General features: G+C 70.9%; 17 protein-coding genes. 8 read left to right on the top strand and 9 right to left on the bottom strand.

From position 1 onward, the window contains the following. Positions 1-18 precede the first annotated feature (18 nt). Complete coding sequence (locus tag ABZV40_RS24290; RefSeq protein ID WP_355445632.1) at positions 19-1,224, top strand: FAD-dependent monooxygenase; 1,206 nt, start codon at positions 19-21, stop codon at positions 1,222-1,224. 350 nt (positions 1,225-1,574) lie between these two features. On the opposite strand, the gene nudC is transcribed toward ABZV40_RS24290, so the two are convergent. The 4 genes from nudC to ABZV40_RS24270 are packed head-to-tail and all read right to left on the bottom strand — an operon-like array spanning position 1,575 to position 6,817. Beyond that, the gene (gene nudC / locus ABZV40_RS24285) at positions 1,575-2,528 is read right to left on the bottom strand and encodes an NAD(+) diphosphatase (RefSeq protein ID WP_355445629.1); all 954 of its coding nucleotides are present in this window, start codon (positions 2,526-2,528) and stop codon (positions 1,575-1,577) included. Continuing rightward, a complete protein-coding gene (locus tag ABZV40_RS24280) occupies positions 2,525-3,913 on the bottom strand; it encodes a pitrilysin family protein (RefSeq protein ID WP_355445626.1) in 1,389 nt (462 codons plus the stop codon). The genes nudC and ABZV40_RS24280 overlap by 4 nt, the downstream gene beginning before the upstream one ends. After that, positions 3,910-5,193, bottom strand: a complete 1,284-nt coding sequence (locus tag ABZV40_RS24275) for a pitrilysin family protein (protein ID WP_355445623.1) — start codon at positions 5,191-5,193, stop codon at positions 3,910-3,912. The genes ABZV40_RS24280 and ABZV40_RS24275 overlap by 4 nt, the downstream gene beginning before the upstream one ends. A 19-nt stretch (positions 5,194-5,212) precedes the next feature. Further along, a complete protein-coding gene (locus ABZV40_RS24270; protein ID WP_355445621.1) occupies positions 5,213-6,817 on the bottom strand; it encodes a DUF2207 domain-containing protein in 1,605 nt (534 codons plus the stop codon). Between the two features lie 339 nt (positions 6,818-7,156). Between ABZV40_RS24270 and ABZV40_RS24265 the strand changes: the two genes are divergently transcribed. The 3 genes from ABZV40_RS24265 to ABZV40_RS24255 all read left to right on the top strand — a co-directional run bounded on the left by ABZV40_RS24265 (position 7,157) and on the right by ABZV40_RS24255 (position 10,464). Continuing rightward, the gene (locus tag ABZV40_RS24265; RefSeq protein ID WP_355445618.1) at positions 7,157-8,191 is read left to right on the top strand and encodes a neutral zinc metallopeptidase; all 1,035 of its coding nucleotides are present in this window, start codon (positions 7,157-7,159) and stop codon (positions 8,189-8,191) included. Between the two features lie 126 nt (positions 8,192-8,317). Continuing rightward, complete coding sequence (locus ABZV40_RS24260; RefSeq protein WP_355445615.1) at positions 8,318-9,553, top strand: neutral zinc metallopeptidase; 1,236 nt, start codon at positions 8,318-8,320, stop codon at positions 9,551-9,553. 17 nt (positions 9,554-9,570) lie between these two features. Continuing rightward, positions 9,571-10,464, top strand: coding sequence for a neutral zinc metallopeptidase (locus ABZV40_RS24255; RefSeq protein WP_355445612.1), 894 nt, complete (start codon positions 9,571-9,573; stop codon positions 10,462-10,464). Between the two features lie 62 nt (positions 10,465-10,526). Here ABZV40_RS24255 and ABZV40_RS24250 read toward each other — a convergent pair whose 3' ends face one another. After that, a complete protein-coding gene (locus ABZV40_RS24250; protein ID WP_355445609.1) occupies positions 10,527-11,804 on the bottom strand; it encodes a HAMP domain-containing sensor histidine kinase in 1,278 nt (425 codons plus the stop codon). Next, a complete protein-coding gene (locus tag ABZV40_RS24245) occupies positions 11,801-12,469 on the bottom strand; it encodes a response regulator transcription factor (RefSeq protein WP_355445606.1) in 669 nt (222 codons plus the stop codon). The genes ABZV40_RS24250 and ABZV40_RS24245 overlap by 4 nt, the downstream gene beginning before the upstream one ends. An 80-nt stretch (positions 12,470-12,549) precedes the next feature. Here ABZV40_RS24245 and ABZV40_RS24240 point away from each other — a divergent pair, with 80 nt between their 5' ends. After that, complete coding sequence (locus tag ABZV40_RS24240; RefSeq protein ID WP_355445604.1) at positions 12,550-13,110, top strand: hypothetical protein; 561 nt, start codon at positions 12,550-12,552, stop codon at positions 13,108-13,110. A gap of 43 nt (positions 13,111-13,153) precedes the next feature. Further along, a complete protein-coding gene (locus ABZV40_RS24235) occupies positions 13,154-13,609 on the top strand; it encodes a hypothetical protein (RefSeq protein WP_355445602.1) in 456 nt (151 codons plus the stop codon). On the opposite strand, the gene ABZV40_RS24230 is transcribed toward ABZV40_RS24235, so the two are convergent. Further along, on the bottom strand, positions 13,578-14,621 hold the full coding sequence (locus tag ABZV40_RS24230) for a potassium channel family protein (protein ID WP_355445599.1): 1,044 nt from the start codon (positions 14,619-14,621) through the stop codon (positions 13,578-13,580). The two genes, ABZV40_RS24235 and ABZV40_RS24230, sit on opposite strands and share 32 nt — an antisense overlap. After that, a complete protein-coding gene (locus ABZV40_RS24225; RefSeq protein ID WP_355445596.1) occupies positions 14,618-16,027 on the bottom strand; it encodes a M20/M25/M40 family metallo-hydrolase in 1,410 nt (469 codons plus the stop codon). Before ABZV40_RS24225 ends, ABZV40_RS24230 begins: the two co-directional genes overlap by 4 nt. A 62-nt stretch (positions 16,028-16,089) precedes the next feature. Between ABZV40_RS24225 and ABZV40_RS24220 the strand changes: the two genes are divergently transcribed. Then, complete coding sequence (locus tag ABZV40_RS24220) at positions 16,090-16,470, top strand: hypothetical protein (protein WP_355445593.1); 381 nt, start codon at positions 16,090-16,092, stop codon at positions 16,468-16,470. 75 nt (positions 16,471-16,545) lie between these two features. Then, positions 16,546-17,085: a hypothetical protein gene (locus tag ABZV40_RS24215; RefSeq protein ID WP_355445590.1), complete on the top strand. Its 540-nt coding sequence runs from the start codon at positions 16,546-16,548 to the stop codon at positions 17,083-17,085. On the opposite strand, the gene ABZV40_RS24210 is transcribed toward ABZV40_RS24215, so the two are convergent. Further along, on the bottom strand, positions 17,069-20,431 hold the full coding sequence (locus ABZV40_RS24210) for an ATP-dependent DNA helicase (RefSeq protein ID WP_355445587.1): 3,363 nt from the start codon (positions 20,429-20,431) through the stop codon (positions 17,069-17,071). The genes ABZV40_RS24215 and ABZV40_RS24210 overlap by 17 nt on opposite strands. Between the last annotated feature and the right edge of the window lie 252 nt (positions 20,432-20,683).

Genomic DNA, 20,683 nt, shown 5'->3' with positions numbered 1-20,683 from the left:
CACGCTCAAATGTTGAGCATGAAAACTTCTGGGGACGTCACCGTCGTCGGCGCAGGCCCCGTCGGCCTCCTGCTCGCCACCGAACTCGCCCTCCAGGGCGTCCGCACCACCGTGCTCGAACGCCTCACCGCCCGGGCCGACACCATCAAGGCCCAGATGATCAGCGGCCGCACGTACCAGATGCTCGCCATGCGCGGCTTCGGTCCGGCCGTGGACGCCGCGAGCGAGGCCGAGGCCGCCGGTCTCGCCTGGCGCCCCACCGGCTCCACCGGCCACTTCGCCGGACTGTTCAAACTGGACGGTCTGCCGCTGGTCATGCTGTCCCAGCAGGCCCTCGAACGGATCCTCGAAGCCCGCGCCCTCGAACTGGGCGTCGAGATCCGGCGCGGGGCCGAGGTCACCTCGCTCGACCTCGGCTCCGACTACGTGGTCGGCTGCGACGGCGGCCGCAGCACCGTCCGCAAGCTCGCCGGGTTCGACTTCCCCGGCACCGACCCGACCCTCACCGGCTACCAGGCCGTCGTCGACCTGGACGGCGACCTCCCGCGGGGCTGGCAGCGCACCCCGACCGGCGTGTACGCCTCCGGCCCGCTCAAGGGCCGGATCATGCTGTTGGAGTTCGACGGCCCGCCCGCGACCCGTGACGTGACCCGCGAGTCCCTCGAAGCCGCCCTGCGCAGGGTGAGCGGCCGCGACGTCCGCATCACCGCCGTGCACACCTCGACGGTCTGGACCGACAACACCCGCCAGGCCACCACCTACCGCCGCGGCAACGTCCTGCTGGCAGGCGACGCGGCCCACGTCCACTCGCCGTTCGGCGGCCAGGGTCTCAACCTCGGCCTGCAGGACGCCCTCAACCTCGGCTGGAAGCTCGCCACCGGCGACTCCGCCCTGATCGACACCTACACCGCCGAACGTCACCCGGTCGCGGAACGCGTGCTGCGCAACACCATGGCCCAGGTGGCCCTCACCCGCCCCGACCCGCACTCCCGCGAACTGCACGCGCTCGTCGACGACCTGCTCGACCTCCCCGAGGTCAAGACCCGCATCTCCGCGATGATCCAGGGCACCGACATCCGCTACGCCACGGACTGCGACCACCCGCTGGCCGGCACGTTCGTCCCCGGCCTCGACCTGTCCGACGGCAAGGGCACCAGCATCGCTCTGGACGGCCTCGAAGCCACCGTCCGCCCGGACGGCTACATCTCCGGGATCGCCGCGTGAAGATCGCCGTGACCGGAGCGACCGGCACCCCGGCGGTGCCGTCGCCCGGCTGTTGACCGAACGCGGCCACGACGTCCGCCGCGTCACCCGAAACCCCGAGCGCCCCGACGACGTCCACGGCGACTTCGACGACCCGGCCTCGCCGGCCGCGGCGTTTGCGGACGTGGACGGGGTCTTCCTGACGCCCCCGCTCGGCAGCCGCGGCGAGGTGGCGCAGGGCAAGGCCGCGGCCTACTCGCCGGACCTGGCGGCGATGTTCCGGTACTTCCGCGGGATCGGGCTGGAGCTGGACCTCGGGGAGCTCCACGCGGAGTTCCCCGAGATCGGCTGGCACAGCTGCGCGGACTGGGTCAGGGAGTCTTGGCCCCGGACCAGCTCTGCAGCATCCGGTACGCGATCGACGCGCCACCGGCGAGCCCGAGCCCCGGCACGCTGCCGGGTTCCTCGATCGCCTTGCGCACGTCGGCCCGCGTCGCCCACCTCGCCTCGGCGATCTCGCCGTCGGCCGGCCGCAACGGCTCGGCGGGATCGGCCACGGCCTCGAAGCCGATCATCAGCGAGCGCGGGAATGGCCACGGCTGCGAGCCGAGGTACCGGATGTCCCGCACGGTCACGCCGACCTCCTCGGCGATCTCGCGCTCCACACAGGACTCCAGCGACTCGCCGGCCTCCACGAACCCGGCGAGCACGGAGAACCGGCCTTCCGGCCACTCCGGTCCACGCGCCAGCAGCACCTGGTCCGCGCCGTCGTGGACGAGGCAGATCACCGCGGCGTCGGTGCGCGGGTACTCCTCGCGTTCACAACCGGAGCAGACGCTGACCCAGCCCGACTTCTCCAGCACGGTCCGCGCGCCGCACTTGGCGCAGTACTTGCCGAGCCGGTGCCACTGGAACAGCGCCGCCGCCGTCGTGAAGAGCCCCGCGGACCTGTCGTCCAGCGTCGCGCCGGACTGCCGCAGGTCGAGCCACTGCGGTTCGTCGGTCAGTTCCGGAGCGACCCAGGAACGACCGACCGGGACCCGCTCGTCCTCCTCGACCGGCATCAGCACGGCGAACCAGGCCACGCCGTCCTGCTCACCCAGCAGGACGGCGTTCACGGGCGGCTGATCCCCGAACTCCACGGCCGGCCGGTCGACCAGGCGCGTGCCGCGGTCGGCCACGAGCGTCCGGCCGCGCGTGTCGACGACGATCATCCGGGCCTTGGACCAGAGCGCGGCGAGCTTCTCCTCGTCGCCGCGCAACGGCTCGGCCCGGTCGATCTCGGTTCGCGAGAGCGCGGGCAAAGCGACCAGGTCGAAGCTCACTGGAACTTGACCCCGCCCAATGCGGCCAGCTTCGGCTTCAACGTCTCGGCGTCACCGACGAGCACACCGGTGAAGTTGCCGGGAGCGAAGAACTCCAGCGCCGCCGCCGCGACCTGCTCCGGCGTGACCGCCTGCAGCCGCTGCGGGTGCGACACGAGCCAGTCGACACCGAGGCCGAGCGCGACGAGGTTCACCAGGAACGACGCCAGGCCGGACTGCGACGACGTGGTGGTGAGCAACGTGCCGACCGCGTAGCTGCGGGCGACGTCCACTTCGGACTCCGACGGCGGCACGAGGCCGAGCCGCGCGAGCTCGTAGCGGGTCTCCAGCAGCGCCGCCGCCGTCACGTCCGACGCCGTGTCCGCGTCGACCAGCAGCGTGGCGCCGTGGATGGTGAACTCGGGGTGCGAACGGGCGCTGTAGGTGTAGCCCTTGTCCTCGCGGATGTTCTCGACCAGCCGCGACGAGAAGAACCCGCCGTAGACCAGGTTCGCGATCTGCAGCGCCGGGTAGCGCTCGTCGGTGCGCGGGATCGCCTGTGCGGCAAGCCGGATCTGCGACTGCACGGCACCGGCGCGGTGCACCAGCAGCACGTCGCCGCCCTTGACCGCGGGCAACGGCGGCAGCTGGACCGCCTCCCCCTCGCCCTGCCACGCCTCCAGCGCCTCGCCGATCTGCGCCACGGCCTCCGCCGGTTCGACGTCGCCGACGATCACGAAGACCGAGCCGCGCGGCAGCAACGCCTTGCGGTGCAACGCGAGCACGTCGTCGCGGGTGACGGCGGCGACCTCCTCGGCCTCCGGCATCTCCTTGGCGTACGGGTGGTCGCCGTAGAGCAGCTTCTGCAACGCCTCGCGCGCGATCACGCTCGGCTGCGAGCGGGCGAGCGCGATGCGTTCGACCAGGCGGGCCTGCTCGCGCTCCAGCTCGTCCGCCGGGTACGACGCGGACGTCAGCACGTCGCGCAGCACGTCCAGCACGGTGCCGAGGCCGGTGGCCAGCGCGTTGCCGGTGATGCTCAGGCGCTCCGGGTCGACCACGGCGTCGAGCTCGCCGCCGACCAGCGCCAGTTCGGTGTCGATCTGCACGCGCGAGCGGGTCGCGGTGCCGGTCAGCACGGTGTTCGCGAGCACCTCGGCCTGCGCGGAGTGGTGCGAGCCGGTGCTGGAGGCGGCCGGGTCCGCGAACGGGACGCGCAACCGCACCTCGACCATCGGCACGGTGGCGCGGCGGATCGCGATGACGCGCAGACCATTGGGCAGCACGGTGTCCACAGTGGACAGGTCGGCGGCCGCCTTCTGCACACCCAGCGCGGGCAGCGGACGCGGGCCGACCTCGGTGCGCCCGATCTCCTCGGCACTGCGGTGGGTCTTGGCGGCGGTCACTGAGCTCCTCCGGTGGGCTTGACGAGCAGAAGTGCGCGGGCGTCGGGACGCAGCGCCTTGGCCGCGGCGGACACCTCGTCCACGGTCACCGACGCGATCCGCTCGGGCAGTTCGTAGATCAGCTCGGCACGGCCGAACAGCAGCTCCGCGGAGCCGAGGCCCAGCGTGCGGTTGGTGAGCCGGTCGTGCTCCTTGTGCATGGTCGACGCCCAGCGGGCCGTGACCTTGGCGAGCTCCTCGGCCGACGGCGGCTCCTGCGCGAGCTTCTGCAGTTCCTCGTCGATGGCCGCGACGACCTGGTCCGCGGCGACGTCGGCGCGGTGGATCGCGGTGATGCTGAACGTGTCCGGGTCGCGGGCTTCCAGCGGCCCGAACAGGCCGCAGCCGGCGTTCAGGTCGATCACGATGCCCTCGCGGTGCACCAGGCGCTGCTGCAGGCGCGAGCTGTCGCCGTCGGTCAGCACGCCGGCCAGCACCAGGTACGCGAGGTAGCCGTCGATGTCGGTGACCGGGTCCGGCACGCGGTACCCGATCGCGATCGCGGGCAGCGGGGCCAGCGGGTCGGCGTGCTCGTGGCGCACCTCGCCCTGCGGCGCGGGCTCGGCGAACGAGGGACGCTCCGGCTTCGGCCGCGCGGGCACGTCGCCGAAGTGCTTCTCCACCAACGCCTTCGTGGTCTCGACGTCGAGGTCACCGGCGACGGTCAGCACGGCGTTGGACGGCGAGTAGTAGGTGTCGAAGAACTCCGCGCAGTCGTCGACCGTGGCGCTCTCCAGGTCGACGAAGTCGCCGTACCCGTTGTGCGCGTTGGCGAACGTCTTGAACAGCACCGGCGGCAGGAGGATCCACGGGAACCCGCCGTACGGGCGGTTCAGCACGTTGAGCCGGATCTCCTCCTTCACCACGTCGATCTGGTTGCGGAGGTTCTCCTCGGTGATCTTCGGCGCGCGCATGCGGTCCGCTTCCAGGAACAGCGCCCGCTCCAGCGCCGCACTCGGCAGCACCTGGTAGTAGTCGGTGTAGTCCGGGTGCGTCGACCCGTTGAACGTGCCGCCCGACGACTGCACATGCCGGAAGTGGGCCAGCTTCTCCAGGCTTTCGCTGCCCTGGAACATCAGATGCTCGAACAGGTGCGCGAAGCCGGTGCGTCCCTCCGGCTCGGAGCGGAAGCCGACGTCGTAGTGCACGCTGACGCCGACGACCGGTGCGCTGGCGTCGGGGGCGAGCACCACCCGCAGGCCGTTGGGCAACGTGAACCTGTGCAGTTCGGGTGAGGCCATGTGCGCCAGCCTACGGGTTCTACGTCCGGAGCGATCGCAGGTGGCCCGCCTGGGCGAGCACGCCGTCGAGCGCCCCGAGGAACGCCGGGAAGCTCCGGCGGAAGTCGGACGCGTTTCCGTACCAGTAGAGGTCCTGCTGACCGAACTTGGTGAGCCAGCCCTCGGTCTCGCCGAGCACCACCGCGTACGGCAGCGACCGCGAGAACACCAGCTCGCGGTCGGCCTCGGGGATGTCGTCCGGCGTCACGCCGTGCAGGTACCCGCGCAGCCCCCGGACGTGCACCAGCAGCTCGCTGCCGCGCTTCGTGCGGGCGGGCATCGACCGCGCACCGAACGCCAGCGCGACACCACCGACCGCGACCGCGAGCCCGAACAGCGCGTTGCCGATCGTCAGCGCCAGCACGACCGTGGCGGCGAGACCCAGCACCGCGATCGCGATGCCGACCCACCAGAACAGGTTGCGCTCGGCGTCGGGGCGGCGCACGAACCAGCGCTTCTCGACGACGTCCGCGTACAGCTCGTCGCGGACCCGTGCGAGGTCGATCCGCCGGCTGCGCAGCTCCGCCACCGTCACGGCGTCGACGCCCTGCGGCAGAAGGGCTTCGTAGACGGCCTTCTCGTACCCGGACAGCGAGGCGTCGGCCGGGTTGCGGCGCACGATCTGCCAGTCGTGGCCGTCCACCTCGGTGATCCAGAGATAGTTGCGCACGGCGAGGTCGATCACCGTGGCGGTCACGTCGACCACGTCCACGTGCTCGTCGACGACCGTGCCGACCTGGCCGGGCAGCACGCCGTCGGGCGAGGCGAACGCGACCCGGTTGTTCTGGTCGCGCACCAGGACGCTCACCGCGCCGACCTCGCTCGCGAGCGCCGCCGCGTCCCGGCCGCGCAGGTACCACAGCAGCGCGACACCGCCGAGCAGCAACACCAGCAGCCCGCCGAGCGCGGCACCGCTGACCGGCGTCAGCGCGAACGCGGCCGCCAGCCCGGACTGCTCGACCACCACGGCGTTCGGCGGCACGACGCCCGCGGACAGTCCGATCGCGACGTCGACCCGTTCACCGGCGCCGAGCTTGATCTCCTGCGCCCGCACGCCCTTGCCGTCCGCGAGGTCCGCGCTCGTGCACGGCTGCGACGACCCGACCGGTCCGGCGAGGCAGTTGACCGACGTCGGCGAGTCGGGCGCGGAGAACGAGACGGCGACCTTGTCGAGCTCGGTGTCCCAGCCGCCCGCGACCTGCCAGCGCACCTCCAGCGCGTCACCGACCGGTGCGACCGCGCCGACGACGGTGTAGGTCAGCGTGGCCTGGCCGCCCTCGAACGTCGTGGTGAACTTGTCGTCACCGACGCTCGCGCTGCCCTTGCCCTCGACCCGCGCGTCGACGACCTGGTACTGGCGCTCCAGGCCGTTGCCCACCGCGAGTCGCAAGGGGACGGTCCGCTTCACGGTCTTGCCGTCCGGCACGTGCACGGTCTCGGTGACGGACAGCTTCGCGTCGCGCTCCAGCTTCATCCGGACCTCGGTGCTGACGGTCCCGGGAAGCGGCTGCGCGAGCGCGCCAACAGCCGTAGTGGACGTCAGCGCGGCCCCGACGAAGATCGCCGCTCCCCAGTTCTTCAACACGGCTGCGGACAATAGCGGAGTCCTCATATGCTCCGGCGGACTTTCGAACAGACGCCATCTGGGGGATTTTCGGCGATGACGCAACCACCGCCACCGGGCAACTGGCCGCCACCTCGTCCGGTAGGCCCACCACCCGTGCCCGCGCCACCGCCGTACGGCCCGCCGATGCCTCCACGTCCTGCGCAGGGGCCGCCGCCCGGCATGCGCCCGGCACCCGTCGGGCCGCCGCCGCTGAGCTCGCCACCGATGGGCCGCCCACCCGTGGGCTCTCCACCGATGGTTCCGCCGCCGTACGGACCTCCGCCCGGCCGCGCTCCGCTGCCCCCGCCGCGTCCGGTGATGCCTCCGCCCCAGCCCACCTGGGGTCAGCAGCCGCAGCCGGGCTTCGCACCGTACCCGGTGATGCCGCCCCGCAAGAGCGGCAACGGCCCGATCCTCGCCCTGGTGCTCGGCGGCGTCGTCATCCTCGGCCTGGGCGCGGTCGGCGTCTTCGCGGCCAGCTTCAACAGCAAGGTCAAAGACGCGGGCTACCAGAACTACACGACCTACAGCCCGACCTACACCTACACAACAACAACGACCACGACGACCACAACGACGGCGTCCACCCGCACCTCGTCGACGCGGACGTCGAGCACCCCGACGACCCCCGCGGGCCCGAAGGCGGTCTACAAGCTCGCCGATCACCCGATCTTCACCACCGGGGTCGGCGCGAACGACTTCGCCTCCTGCCCGCTGCCGAACATGGAGTACAACCCGGCGGGCGAGGAACGGTTCCTCTCGGCCGCGTTGCCGTGCATCGAGAAGGCGTGGCAGCCCGCGATGAAGGCGGCCAACCTGCCGTACCAGCCGGTCGAGCTCCATGTGTTCACCGGCACCGTGCAGACGCCGTGCGGCTCGCGGCGCAACGACGTGACGGCGATGTACTGCCAGGGCGTCATCTACTGGCCGGGCAACTACTACGCCAACGAGGGCGGCTCGACGGTCCGGCACCCCGGCGTGTACCTCGGCCAGGTCAGCCACGAGTACGGCCACCACATCCAGTGGCTGGCCGGCTTCCTGCGCGCGGCCGGCGACGCCCAGTACGACGTGGGCGGCTTCGACACCCAGAAGGGTCTCGAACTCAACCGCAGGAAGGAACTCCAGGCCACCTGCTTCGGCGGCATGACGCTGGCCCCGTTCTCGCACAAGAACGTCGTGCCGATGGACGTCGTGAACACCGGTCTGTCGGACGCGAGCCAACGCGGTGACTACAACCGCACGCCAGACCACGGCAATGTGAACAACAACGCGCGTTGGGTCATGCAAGGCCACAAGCAGAACGACATCAAAGCCTGCAACACGTGGGCCGCGAGTTCCGCGGACGTTTCGTGAACCGATCCCCCGGCCCGCGCGTCTCAGAGACGTGGACGGACACGTTAGCCCGGTCGGGGGACGCGCGATCTCGCTCCGCCTATGCTCGTACCCGACCCTGGCTCACCAATGGGGGGACCTCAGGCGATGACGCAACCACCGCCACCGGGCAACTGGCCGCCGCCACGCCCGGTCGGCCCTCCGCCGATGCCCGCGCCGCTGGGCCAGCGTCCGCCCCAGGGCCCACCACCACCCCCGTACGGCATGCCGCCGCAGGCCCCGCCACACCCCCAGTACGGCCAGTACGGCCCTCCGCCGCCCCCACCGGGCCAGATCATGCCGCCCCCGCAACCGACGTGGGGCCCGCCACCCGGCGGCTACCAGCCCGGCTACGCGCCGTACCCGGCGATGCCGCCGCGCAAGAAGAGCAACGGCCCGATCGTCGCCCTGATCCTCGGCGGAGTCGTGATCCTGGGACTCGGCGCGGTCGGCATCTTCGCGGCAACCCTGAACAGCAAGGTGAAGGACGCGGGCTACCAGAACTACACGACCTACAGCCCCACCGTCGGCTACACGACCACCAGCGAGGCCACGACGTCGACCACGGCCCCGTCACCCTCAGCCTCCCGCACGCCGTCGACCTCGGCGACCCCGGCAGGCCCGAAGGCCGTCTACGCCCTGGCCGACCACCCGTTCCTGAAGCCGAACTTCGGCGCGAACTCGATCAGCGGCTGCCCGCTGCCCGCCATGGACTACTCCCCGGAGGGCCAGGACCGCTTCCTGCGCGCCGCACTGCCGTGCATCGAGAGCATGTGGAAGCCCGCGCTGGCGGCCGCCGGCCTCCCGTACCAGCCGGTCGAGCTGCACATCGTCACCGAGACCATGCAGTACCCGTGCGGCACCGTCCGTCCTGACCAGACCGCGCGCTACTGCCAGGGCGGCATCTACTGGACCGCCAACGCCTACGCCGCGGAGCGCAACCCGAACAACCCGAACCACCCCGGCAAGTACCTGGGCCAGCTCTCGCACGAGTACGGCCACCACATCCAGTGGCTCACCGGCATGCTCAAAGCATCGGACCGCGCGCAGTACGACGCGGGAGGGTGGGATACTCCGAAGGGCCTCGACCTGAACCGCCGGATGGAGCTGCAGGCCACCTGCTTCGGCGGCATGACCCTGGCCTCCTTCTCGCACGGCGCAGTACCGATGGACGTGATCCGAGTAGGCCTGACCGACGCGGGCAACCGCGGCGACTACGACATCTATCCGACCAAGGACCACGGCACACCCGAGAACAACGCGAACTGGGTGGACCGCGGTTACCGCTCGAACAAGGCGTCCGAGTGCAACACCTGGGCAGCGGACGCAGGCTCAGTCTCCTAGCCCCGAAAGGTGCCAACGTGACCCAACCAGCCAAGAACAGCCCGGTCGTCCTCGGGGCAGTCTTCGTGCTGGTGGTCGCCTTCGTCCTCGGAATCGGTCAACTGACCCGCCCCAGAGTCCTGAACGGCCACGCCCTGGCCGGCTCCCGGCCGGCCACCTCGCCGTCGACCGAGCCCTCCACCCCGGTCCGCCCCCGCGCGGTCTACCGCCTGGCAGACCACCCGTTCCTCACGACACCGGTCTCCCTGGCCCCGATCACCTGCGTCCTCCCGCCGTTCGGCACCTCGGACCAGCAGCTGGCCGCCTACTACGCCGCAGGCGTCGAATGCCTCGACGCAGCCTGGGGCCCGCTCCTCACCTCGGCGAACCTGCCGTTCGAAAAACCTTCCCTGGACGCCGCCCCGATCCTCAAGGACGGCCCGTGCGGCGCGGCCCCGGAATCCGACCACGCAGTCGCCTACTACTGCGGCCGCAACCGCACGATCTACATGCCCACCTCCCGCCTGCGCGACAACGGCGGCGGTGACGCCCCGGCCACCCACCTGGCCACGCTGTCCCACGAGTACGGCCACCACGTCCAGGCCATGACGGGCCTGCTCCGCGCCGCCGACCTGAAGATCACCGACGCGGGCGAGAAAACCCCGGCCGGTCTGGAGATGTCGCGCCGCATCGAACTCCAGGCCAACTGCTTCGCGGGCATGTTCCTCACGAGCGCGGCGGGCAAGGGCTCCATCTCCGCCGTCCTGGCCCGCCAGGCGGAAGAGGACTTCCAGTACGCGGTCGAGGAAAAACCCGAGAACAACGCCCACGGCTCAGCCACGAACCAGGCCCAATGGGCCGTCGCGGGCTTCAAGTCGAACTCGACCACGGCCTGCAACACGTTCGCGGCACCGGCGAAAGCGGTCGCCTGACCGCCGCGTCGCCACGTCGATGAACGGCGCTTTTGTCCATCTGAGGTGGACAAGAGCGCCGTTCATCCACGTTCGGGCTCGACCTGCGGACCGAGAACGGGTAGGGAGACACGGAAAACCGCCCCGCCTTCGGAAGGCAGACAGACCAGATCGCCGCCATGAGCCCGCACCACCCCGCGAGCGATGGCCAGTCCCAGCCCGGACCCGCCCGACCGCCGGTCCCGAGCGTCGTCCAACCGAACCAACCGGTCGAAGATCCGCTCCCGCTCAGCCTCAGGCACTCCGGGCCCGTTGTCGGAGACGGTGAACCCACCAGAATCCACCGAGATCCGAACAGCCCCGGAAGGCCCGGTGGCCTGCCGAGCGTTGTCGACCAGATTGGCCAGCACCTGGGCCAGCCGCTGCCCGTCCCCGATGACGGTGACCGGCTCCCCGGAAGCAGCGATGTCGAAGTCGGGCGCGACAAACCGAGTCCGAGCCACCTCGGCCTCGGCCAGCCCCATCAGGTCCACGGGTTCCCGCTGCATCTCGTACCCGGCATCCAGCTGGGCCAACGCCAGCAGGTCGTCGACCAGCCGCCCAGCCCGCCGGGCCTCCCGAACCAGCAGGAACGACATCTGGTCCCGGTCAGGCGAATCCACCGGCGCCTGCACCAGAGCCTCAGCCACGGCCTGAACCCCGGTGATGGGCGTGCGCAGTTCGTGAGCGGCGTCAGCGACGAACCGCCGAGTCCGCTGCTCCGACCCCTCCAGCGAATCCAGCATCCCGTCGAACGCCGCGGCAGTCCGCCCCAGCTCGGTGTCCGTGCGGGAAGGGTTCAACCGTCCACCCCGATGCCCGGCGGCGATGGCCTGAGCCAACGACGTCATGGCGTCCAACGGCGACAAGGCCCGCCGCACCACGATGATCATCAACAGCCCGGTGACGCCGATCGCCCCGAGCCCCAGCATCAGCAAGAGCTTCCGCAGCCGGGTCTGGGCCTGCGAGATGGCCTCGGTGTCCGCGTAGAGCGTGACCCTGTTGGCGCCGACGTTCCGCACCTTCCGCTGGTACGGCCCCTCTTCGGGCGCGGTGCCGACGACGGTCCCGTTCGGCAGCTCGATCGTCACGTGCACGTTCCGCTTGGTCAGCTGACGCACGACCTCGCGCGGCGGGGTTCCGTGCATCAACGCCTGCACGGCCCGCGTCTCGGCGTCCCGGAGCACCCCGTCGACGTCCCGGTTGGACAGGCTCTCGAACGCCCGGTCGACCGAGATGACCAGAGCGACCAGCACCAGGAACAGCACCAGCAGCACCGAGACGGCGACCCGGCGCCGCAGCGAGACCGTGCGGAGGTTCATTCCTCGGCCCGCAGCACGTACCCAAGGCCGCGCACGGTGTGCACCAACCGCGGTCCGTGCTCCTCCAGCTTCCGCCGCACCGCACTGATGTGGACCTCGACCAGGTTGGGGTCGTAGTCCTCGTACCCCCACACGGCGGTCAGGATCTGGGTCTTGGACACCACACGCCCGCGCTGAGCGGCCAGGTACACCAGCAGCCGCAGCTCGGTGGCGGTCAGCTCGATGGTCTGATCGGCTCGCATGACGACACCGGCGTCGGCGTCCACCACCAGGTCCCCGACCTGCACGGTGGACGGCGTCCGCCCGAGGCGACGCAGCACGGCCGACACCCGTGCCACCAGCTCTGCCAGCACGAACGGTTTGCCGACGTAGTCGTCGGCGCCGCCGGACAGGCCGCGCAGCCGGTCGGGCACGGCGTCGCGCGCGGTCAGCATGACCACGCCGGCACCGGAAGACCTCCGAATCACTTCCAGCAGCTGGAAGCCGTCGCGGCCGGGCAGCATCACGTCGAGCACGACGAGGTCGGGCCGGAAGCGGCCCAGGTCGTTCTCCAGCTGGCGCCCGTCCAACCGGTGCTGCACTTCGAAACCGGACTCGCGCAACGCGGACGACACCGCGGCGCCGATCGCCTCGGCGTCCTCGATCACCAACACCCTGGCGGACACCTCCTCATTCTGCTGATCATCCGGCGTTCGGGCGACTCGCCTTCAGCTCACGCTCAGATTGCGCGCGCATCATCGGACTCATGTCGAAGAAATCTGCGTGGGCCGGCGCCATCGTCGCGGCCGCCGGACTCACCGTCGGCGGCATCGCGGTCGCGACGGCGGCCGACAACTCCTCCGGCCCGCCCGCGGCGTTCGCGGAGCGCCACCCCGGCAAGCCCGGCCACCCCGGCAAGGCGAACCAGAAGGGCGGCACGCTCGTCGTCGGACGCGTGAAGTCGGTCGAGTCCGGCAAGCTCAACATCATCAAGGACGACGGCAGCGAAGTGTCGTTGACCACTGACGGCTCGACGAAGCTGCGTGGCGGCGACCTCAACGGGCTCAAGGCCGAGCAGCGCGTGACCGTGCGCGTGAAGGACGGCAAGGCGCTGAACGTGGCGCTGGCCAAGGCTCACGAGCAGGGCACGATCAAGGACGTCAACGGCAACAACGCCACGTTGGTGCAGGTCGACGGCCTGCAGACGCCGCTGGACCTGTCGGGCGTCAACGAGAAGCCGAAGAACGGCGACCTCGTGGCGGTGACCGGAACCGTGTCCGACGGCAAGACCGTCAAGGTCGAGCAGCTGCGTCAGCTGCCGAAGTAAACCTGGGCTCCACGCGGACCGCCGCGTCTGCGAACATCGCAGTGTGGCGGTTCCGCGAAGCCCGGACAGATGGGTGTTCATCCTGCTGGTCGTCGGACTGGTCGGGATCGGGGTCGCGGTCGCGCTTCTGGTGCCCGCCAAGGTGCTGGGCGCCGAAGCACCTCCCAGACCCGTCACCGCGACCGTCGTCGAGACCGGTTCGTGCGGCCAGGGCACGGACAAGGTCGAGTGGGACGCGAACGGTGAGAAGAAGCAGGCGCGGCTGGACGGCTGCGGCCACCGCAAGGGCGAAACCCTCGAAGTCGTGAACACCGGCAAGGACATGGTGTCCTCCGCCGCCTCGGTCCCCGCCGGACCGCCGGTCGGACGCCGCCTCACCGCGCTGCTGCTGTGCCTCGCAGCGCTGGCGGGCGGCTTCTACGCGTTCCTCTTCCGCTACGCGCCACTGCGAGCGCCGGCGGTGCTGCCTACTCCCCGCCGGGCGGAGTCACCTTCTTGACGTAGAGCAGCCTGTCACCCGGCTCGATCGCGTCCGCCTCAGGGGCGTCGACGCGGTACAGCTTCCCGCCCCGCACCACGCCCAGCACGATGTCCGACAGGTGCCTCGGCGACCCGCCCACCTCGCCGGGTTCGACGTCGCGCTCGGCGATCGCCAGCCCGGCGTCGGGCGTGAGCAGGTCCTCCACCATCGCGACCACGGACGGCGTCGCCGTGGCCATGCCTAGCAGGCGGCCCGCCGTTTCCGACGAGACGACCACGGAGTCGGCGCCGGACTGCCGCAGCAGGTGCTCGTTCTCCCGTTCCCGCACCGACGCGACGATCTGCGCCTTCGGGGCGAGCTCGCGGGCGGTCAACGTCACCAGCACCGCCGTGTCGTCCCGGTTGGGGGCGACGACGATCGCGCGCGCTCGGGCCGCACCGGCGACCCTCAGCACGTCGTTGCGCGTACCGGAGCCATGGACAGTGACGAGCCCGATGGCGGAGGCCGCGTCGAGGGACTCCTGCACGGTGTCCACGACGACGATCGAGCCGGGCTCGACACCGTCGCCGAGCAGCGCCGCGACCGCCGAGCGGCCCTTGGTGCCGTAACCCACGACCACGACGTGGTCCCGCACGACCCGCCTCCACTTCTGAATGCGCAACGCCTGACGGGAGCGCTCGGTGAGAACTTCGAGTGTCGTGCCGACCAGCACGATCAGGAACAGGATGCGCAACGGCGTGATGACCAGGACGTTGACCAGCCGTGCGGACGATGACGCGGGCGTGATGTCGCCGTAGCCGGTCGTCGAGAGAGACACCGTCGCGTAGTAGAAGGAGTCGAGCAGGGAGACGCCGTCGCCGTTGACGTCCCGGTAGCCGTCCCGGTCGAGGTAGACGATCAGGACGGCGAGCAGCAGCGCCGCCATCGCACCGATCACGCGTTTCACGATGGCGCGGACCGGGCTCTGGGCCTGGTCCGGCATCCGGATCACGCCGACGAGCGAGTGCGACGCTTCGTCAGTCAGGCTCATCGTGACAACCTCTCGGGCAGCATCCGCCACAGGTGAGCCGCCGCTTCCGCGCCTTTGAGGAGCAGTGGCACCACAACGCGTTCGTTCGGCGCGTGCACGCGATCATCCGGTAAGGTCGCGCCGAGGTACACGAGGGGCACCCCGAGCCACGCCTGCAGCACCGCGGCCGGCCCCGAGCCACCGGCGCGCGCGAACCGCACGGGCTGGTCGAACGCCAGCTCCATCGCCTCCTTCACGGTCGCGTTGGCCGGGTCGTCCGGGCTGATCGCGTACGGCGGCACGCCCTCGCCGCGGAAGCTGATCTCCGCGCGGATGCCCGCCGGTGTGTGCTTGGCGACGAACTCCCTGAGCCCGTCGGCGACCTTCTCCGGCAGCTGGTCGGGCACGAGCCGGAAGCTGAGCTTCGCCGTCGCGGTCGCCGGGATGATCGTCTTCAGGCCGGGACCGGTGTAGCCGCTGCTCAGGCCGTTGATCTCGGCGGTCGGCCGGACCCAGATCCGCTCCAGGGTCGTGTAGCCGGGTTCACCGGCGAGGGCCTGCGCGCCGCCACCGTTGTGCGCCAGCCACTTCTGCTCGTCGAACGGCAGCTCGGCGTAGTCCTCGCGCTCGGACTCGGACGGCTCGCGCACGTCGTCGTAGAAGCCCGGCAACGTGATCCGGCCGTTCTCGTCGTGCAGCGCGGCGATCAACCTCGCGAGCGCGGTAGCGGGGTTCGGGATCGCACCGCCCGCCCGTCCCGAATGGACGTCGTCGGTGCCGCCGAAGAACGTGATCTCGCCGCCGAGAACACCGCGCTGGCCGGTGTTCACCGTAGGCGCGTCGCGGTCGTGCAACGCGGTGTCGGTGAACACCACGAGATCGCAGGCGAGGTCCTCCTCGTGCGCTTCGAGCAGCTTTCGCAGGTGCGGAGAACCTGATTCCTCCTCGCCTTCCACGAAGAGTTTCAGCGTGACGCTCGGCGCATTCTGTCCAGTTGCCGCCAGATGTGCCCTCACCGCCAGCAGGTGCATCGCGACCTGGCCCTTGTCGTCGCTCGCGCCCCGGCCGTGCAGCTCGTCACCGCTGGTCACGGGCTCGAACGGTGGGTGGTGCCAGCGCTCGACAGGATCGACCGGCTGCACGTCGTGATGGCCGTAGACGAGCACCGTCGGCGCGCCGGGGTCCTCGGCGGGCCAGCAGGCGTAGACGGCGGGAAGGGCCGGTCCGTGGTCCCAGATCTGGATCTCCGGCCAGCCGTCCTCGCGCAGCTGCCCGGCCAGCCACTCGGCGGATCTCCGCACGTCGACGCGGTGTTCGGGATCGACGCCGATCGACGGGATCTTGATCCACTCGCGGAGCCCGGCGACGAAGGAGTCGCTCAGCGCGGCCACCGCGGCGCGTTCGGGATGATGAGAATCACCTGCCACGCCCGTGGAGAATAGGCCAGGGCCGTATCGCCTACGTGGCGTAGGCATGACAGGGTGACCGCATGGAACCGAACCGGTCCCGAGCGAGGTCGGCGCTGGCGCTCGCCGCACTGCTCGGTCTGGCGGGAGCGACCCACTTCACCAGGCCGAAGTACTACGACGCGATCGTGCCGCGCGCACTGCCCGGCACGCCGCGGCAGTGGACCTACGCGTCGGGCGCGGCGGAACTGGCCCTGGCCACGGCGGTGGCGGCCCCGCGCACGCGCCGGCTGGGCGGTCTCGCGGCCGCCGCGTTCTTCGTGGCGGTGTTCCCGGCGAACGTGAAAATGGCTCTGGATTTCCGGTCCAAGTCGCCAAAAGCGCGCGCATTGGCGTATGGTCGCCTGCCGCTACAGATTCCACTCGTCGCTTGGGCCTGGAAAGTGGCCAAAGCGGCCCCATGACCACCCTGGGTAATCCTTAACCAAGCATCCCGCAACGCTGTCATTTTCCGCGCGAGGAACCCTAGGATGCGCCCTGTGCAGACGCTTCTTCAGCGCGCCGCGACCGCGCTCGGCTGGGACGGAGTCGTCGTTCCCGACGTCGCCGTGCTGGGCCAGCAGGTGTCCGCGGTGGTGCGTTTGCTGCCCGAGGTCCACGACTGGAGAACCCAGAACGGCTGGCCGCCCCGCGCCGACCCGTCCTGGTTCCGCTCCTGGTTCGAGCCCGCCGTGCACGACCGCCTGCCCGTCGCGGCCGTCGAGCTCGTCGGCGTGCTGGTCAGCGAGTCCACCACGGACCGCGCCCTGCAGTCGTGCGGCACCCTGCTGACGCTGGCTCCCTGCGCGGTGATGCTCCCGCGCTCCGACGAGTCGCAGGCCTGGTCGTACATCGAGCTCGACTACTACGGCATCGGTGTCGTGGTCGGGGACGAGTCCTCAGCGGACCTGATGGTGCCGCCCGAGGACAGGTCGTCCGAGTTCGGGCCGTCCCTCTTCGGACGGTGGCTGCTCGAGGTGTTGTACGAGCGCGTGCTGAAGGCCGCGCACGCTCCCGCCAGCACTAGCCCACAGACCTGATCAGGTCCTTCAACCCCTGCTCGTCCAGCAGATCCGCCGGGCGCAGCGTGTGGTCGTGCCGCACGTAGTGGAACGCGGCCCTGACCCGTTCCAGCGGCTCCCCCATCAGCGCCGCCCAGGCCAGCCGGTACGCCGCGAGCTGGACCGACAACGCCGGCAGCGCCTCCTCATCCGGCACCGCGCCGGTCTTCCAGTCCACAACGGTCCAGCCGTCCGGGTCTTTGTAGACGGCGTCCATCCGCCCGCGCACCGAGATCCCGTCGAACTCCGCCTCGAACGGCACCTCGACGTCGTGCGGGGTCCGGTTCGCCCAGTCGCTGCGCAGGAACGCCTCCTTCAGGCGGTCGAGGTCGGCGTCCGGTGCCGCGTCGGCGTCTCCCGCGCCGGGCAGCTCGTCGATGTCGAGCAACCTGGTGGCGCCGAAGCGGTTCTCCAGCCACGTGTGGAAGGCCGTGCCGCGACGCGCCAGCGGGTTCGGCGGGAACGGCAGCGGGCGCCGCAGCCGGCGGGCCAGCAGGTCGGGGTCCTTCGCGAGCTCGACGAGCTGGCTGACCGACAGGTGGTCGGGCAGCTCCACCTGTTCGCGCCGGTTCATCGACGCCGCCCGTTCGGCGAGCAGCACGTCGACGTCCTTCGCCCAGCCCTCCGGGTCGTCCTCCTCCGGCATCTCCGGGTCGTCCGGCACGACGTCGTCCGGCAGCGGTTCCGGCTCCGGCGGGAAGTCCTCGTCGGGCGGCTCGTCGGGCGGCGGGTAGTCCTCGTCCTCTGGTGCTGAGGTCGCTTCTTGTTGTTCCTCGAAGATCAGCGGCAACGGCTCGGGCGGGGCGTTGCGCAGGGCGTCCAGCGCGGCCAGCACCATCTGCGCGCCCTCGACGACGGCGTCGCGCCGCTTGCCCAGCGGGTCGGCGGGCCACAGCCGCGTCTTCACGTCCTCGGCGAGCGGGTTCGGGGTGTCGGGGAGCGGTTCGTCGGCCCACACGCTGATGTCGCCCGGCGGGTTGTCCCGTTGCAGGACGTCGTGCATCTCCCGCAGGAACACCGACGGCCCCTTGGGCTTGTCGCCCGCCTCCGACCACCAGTGCCCGGACATCAGCAGGCTGTGCTCGGCCCGCGTGACGCCGACGTAGAACAGCCGGCGTTCCTCGACCAGCCTGCGGTCCTCGAACTCCTCCGCGTGGATCGTGAGCGCCTCGTCGACCTCCTTGCGGTTGAAGCCCGCCGAGAGCCTCAGCACGGGCAGGTCCTGCGCGTCACCCCGCAGGTCCGCCGGCAGTTCGGTGACGGACTTCAGCCAGCACGACGACTTCTTGCGGCCGGGGAAGACGTCCTTCACCAGGTGCGGCAGCGCCACGATCCGCCACTCCAGGCCCTTCGCGGAGTGCACGGTGAGGATCTGCACGCGGTCCTCGGACACCTCGACCTCGCCGGGCTCCAGCCCGTCCTCGGCGTGCTCGGCCGCGTACAGGTAGTCCAGCAACGACGGCAGCGTCGCCGACGGACTGGCCGCCGCGAAGTCCGTGACGACGTCGGAGAACGCGTCGAGGTGCGCCCGCCCGACCATGCCCGGCCGCGACATGGCCTCGATGTCGAGCAGCAACGTCCGTTCGACGTCCGCCACCAGCTCGGGCAACGGCTGGTCCAGCCTGCGCCGCAACGCCGCCAGCTCACCGCCGAGCCTGCGGATGCGCCGGTACCCGTCCGGCGAGTACGCGTCCGGGTCGCCGGGGTCGTCCAGCGCGTCGGCCAGCCCGGCCTGCTCGGCGTGCTCACCCGGCAGCGCGTCCGCCAGCACCAGCAGCGGATCATCCACAACAGACTGTCTGCTTTGGACTCCGGCGAGCTCCCGCGCCCTGCTCCAGAGCGCCGCCAGATCCCGTGCCGCGAGCCGCCACCGCGACCCGGTCAACAGCCGAGCCGCCGCCGTGCCCGCCAGCGGATCGACGAGAACCCGAAGCGCCGAAACGAGATCGCGCACCTCGGGCTCGTCCAGCAACCCACCCAGCCCGACGACCTCGACCGGCAGCCCGCGTTCCCGCAACGCCGCCGCGATCGCCGCCATGTCGGACCGCCGCCGGACGAGAACGGCCGCGGTCGGCGGCGCCCCTTCCGCATCCAGATGCGCTTCCCATTGCGCCGCGAGGTTGTCCGCCATCCAGTCGAGCTCCTGGCGGATGTCCGCGTGCAGCGCGAGCCGCACGTCCCCGGGCCCGGCGCCGGGTCGTGCCTTGAGCTCCTCGACGTCCAGCCCGGCTTCCCGCAGCGGCAACGACACCGCGTTGGCCAGCTCCAGCACCTCGGGCGGGTTGCGGAAACTGGTCAGCAGCCCGAACTTCTTCGTCGGCGGGAAGTCGTCCGCGAACCGAGGCAGGTTCGCCGCACTGGCCCCGCGCCAGCCGTAGATCGCCTGCGCCGGGTCGCCCACCGACGTGACCGGCATCGGCTTGCCGCCCCCGAACAAACTCCTGAGCAGCACCCGCTGCGCGTGCCCGGTGTCCTGGTACTCGTCGAGCAGCACCGCGCCGTACCGTTCGCGCTCGCCCTCCGCGACCTCCTTGAACGCGGCGAGCTGCGCGGCCAGCGACATCTGGTCCGCGAAGTCGAGCGCCGCCTCCTTGCGCTTGCGCTGCTGGTACGCCTCCAGGAGCGGGAGGAGGGCGACGCGGAGCCGTTGCGCCCTGATGACGTCCTGCAGCTTCTCCGGCAACGCGTCGCGCTGCCGCGGCGCCTTCGGGGCGTTCTCGATGAGCTTCGTGAGCTTGTCCGCGTGCTGCTGCAACGCCTCCGGCGTGACGAGGTGCTCACCCAGCTCACCCGCGAGCGCCAGCAGGTACCCGGTGATCGTCGCCGGCACCTTGTCGGTGTCGAGGTCCTTCGCCCACGTCGACACGACCCGGTGCGCGAGCTGCCAGCTCGCCGTCTCGGTGAGCAGCCGAACGCCCGGCTCGACCGGCAGCCGGAGCCCGTGCTCGGTCACCAGCCGACCGGCGTAGGCGTGGTAGGTGAGCACCACGGGTTCGCCGGTCAGCACCGCCATCTTGCGCTCGCCGCTGGGGTCGAGCTCGTCGAGCAGACTGGACCCGGCGAGCCTGCGGAGTCGTGCGCGCACCCGGTCCGCCAGCTGCCGGGCGGCCTTGCGGGTGAAGGTGAGGCCCAGGACGCGGTCGGGCAGCACGATGCCGTTCGCCACCAGCCACACGACCCTGGCGGCCATGGTCTCCGTCTTGCCCGCGCCCGCGCCGGCGATGACGAGCGCCGGTTGCGTGGGGGCGGCGATGACCTCGGCCTGCTCCGGGGTCGGCTTGTTGAGCCCAAGGGCTTCAGCGATCTCGAACGGACTGACGGTCATCGGCCGACCAGCCCGGATGCTCGACGTCGATGAAGGGAACCTTCCTGCACCTGAGGTGGATGAAGGAACCCTTCATCGAGCACCCGGCAGGCCGCGTTCAAGGCCCCGAGCCGCACGTCGCGCGGGGCGACGGTCCGGTCACAGGTCCTGAGCAACGTCACCAACACATCTTCCTACCTGGGCCGCGCGCCTCCGCAGCACCCGGCTTCGTGTGTTCGCCGACCGTTCTGCGGCGCGAAACGCGCAGGTCAG

This window comes from Lentzea sp. NPDC004782 (genome assembly GCF_040609115.1).
In the GTDB taxonomy this organism is placed as follows: Bacteria; Actinomycetota; Actinomycetes; order Mycobacteriales; family Pseudonocardiaceae; genus Lentzea.
This window is presented reverse-complemented; position numbering and strand designations above follow the sequence as displayed.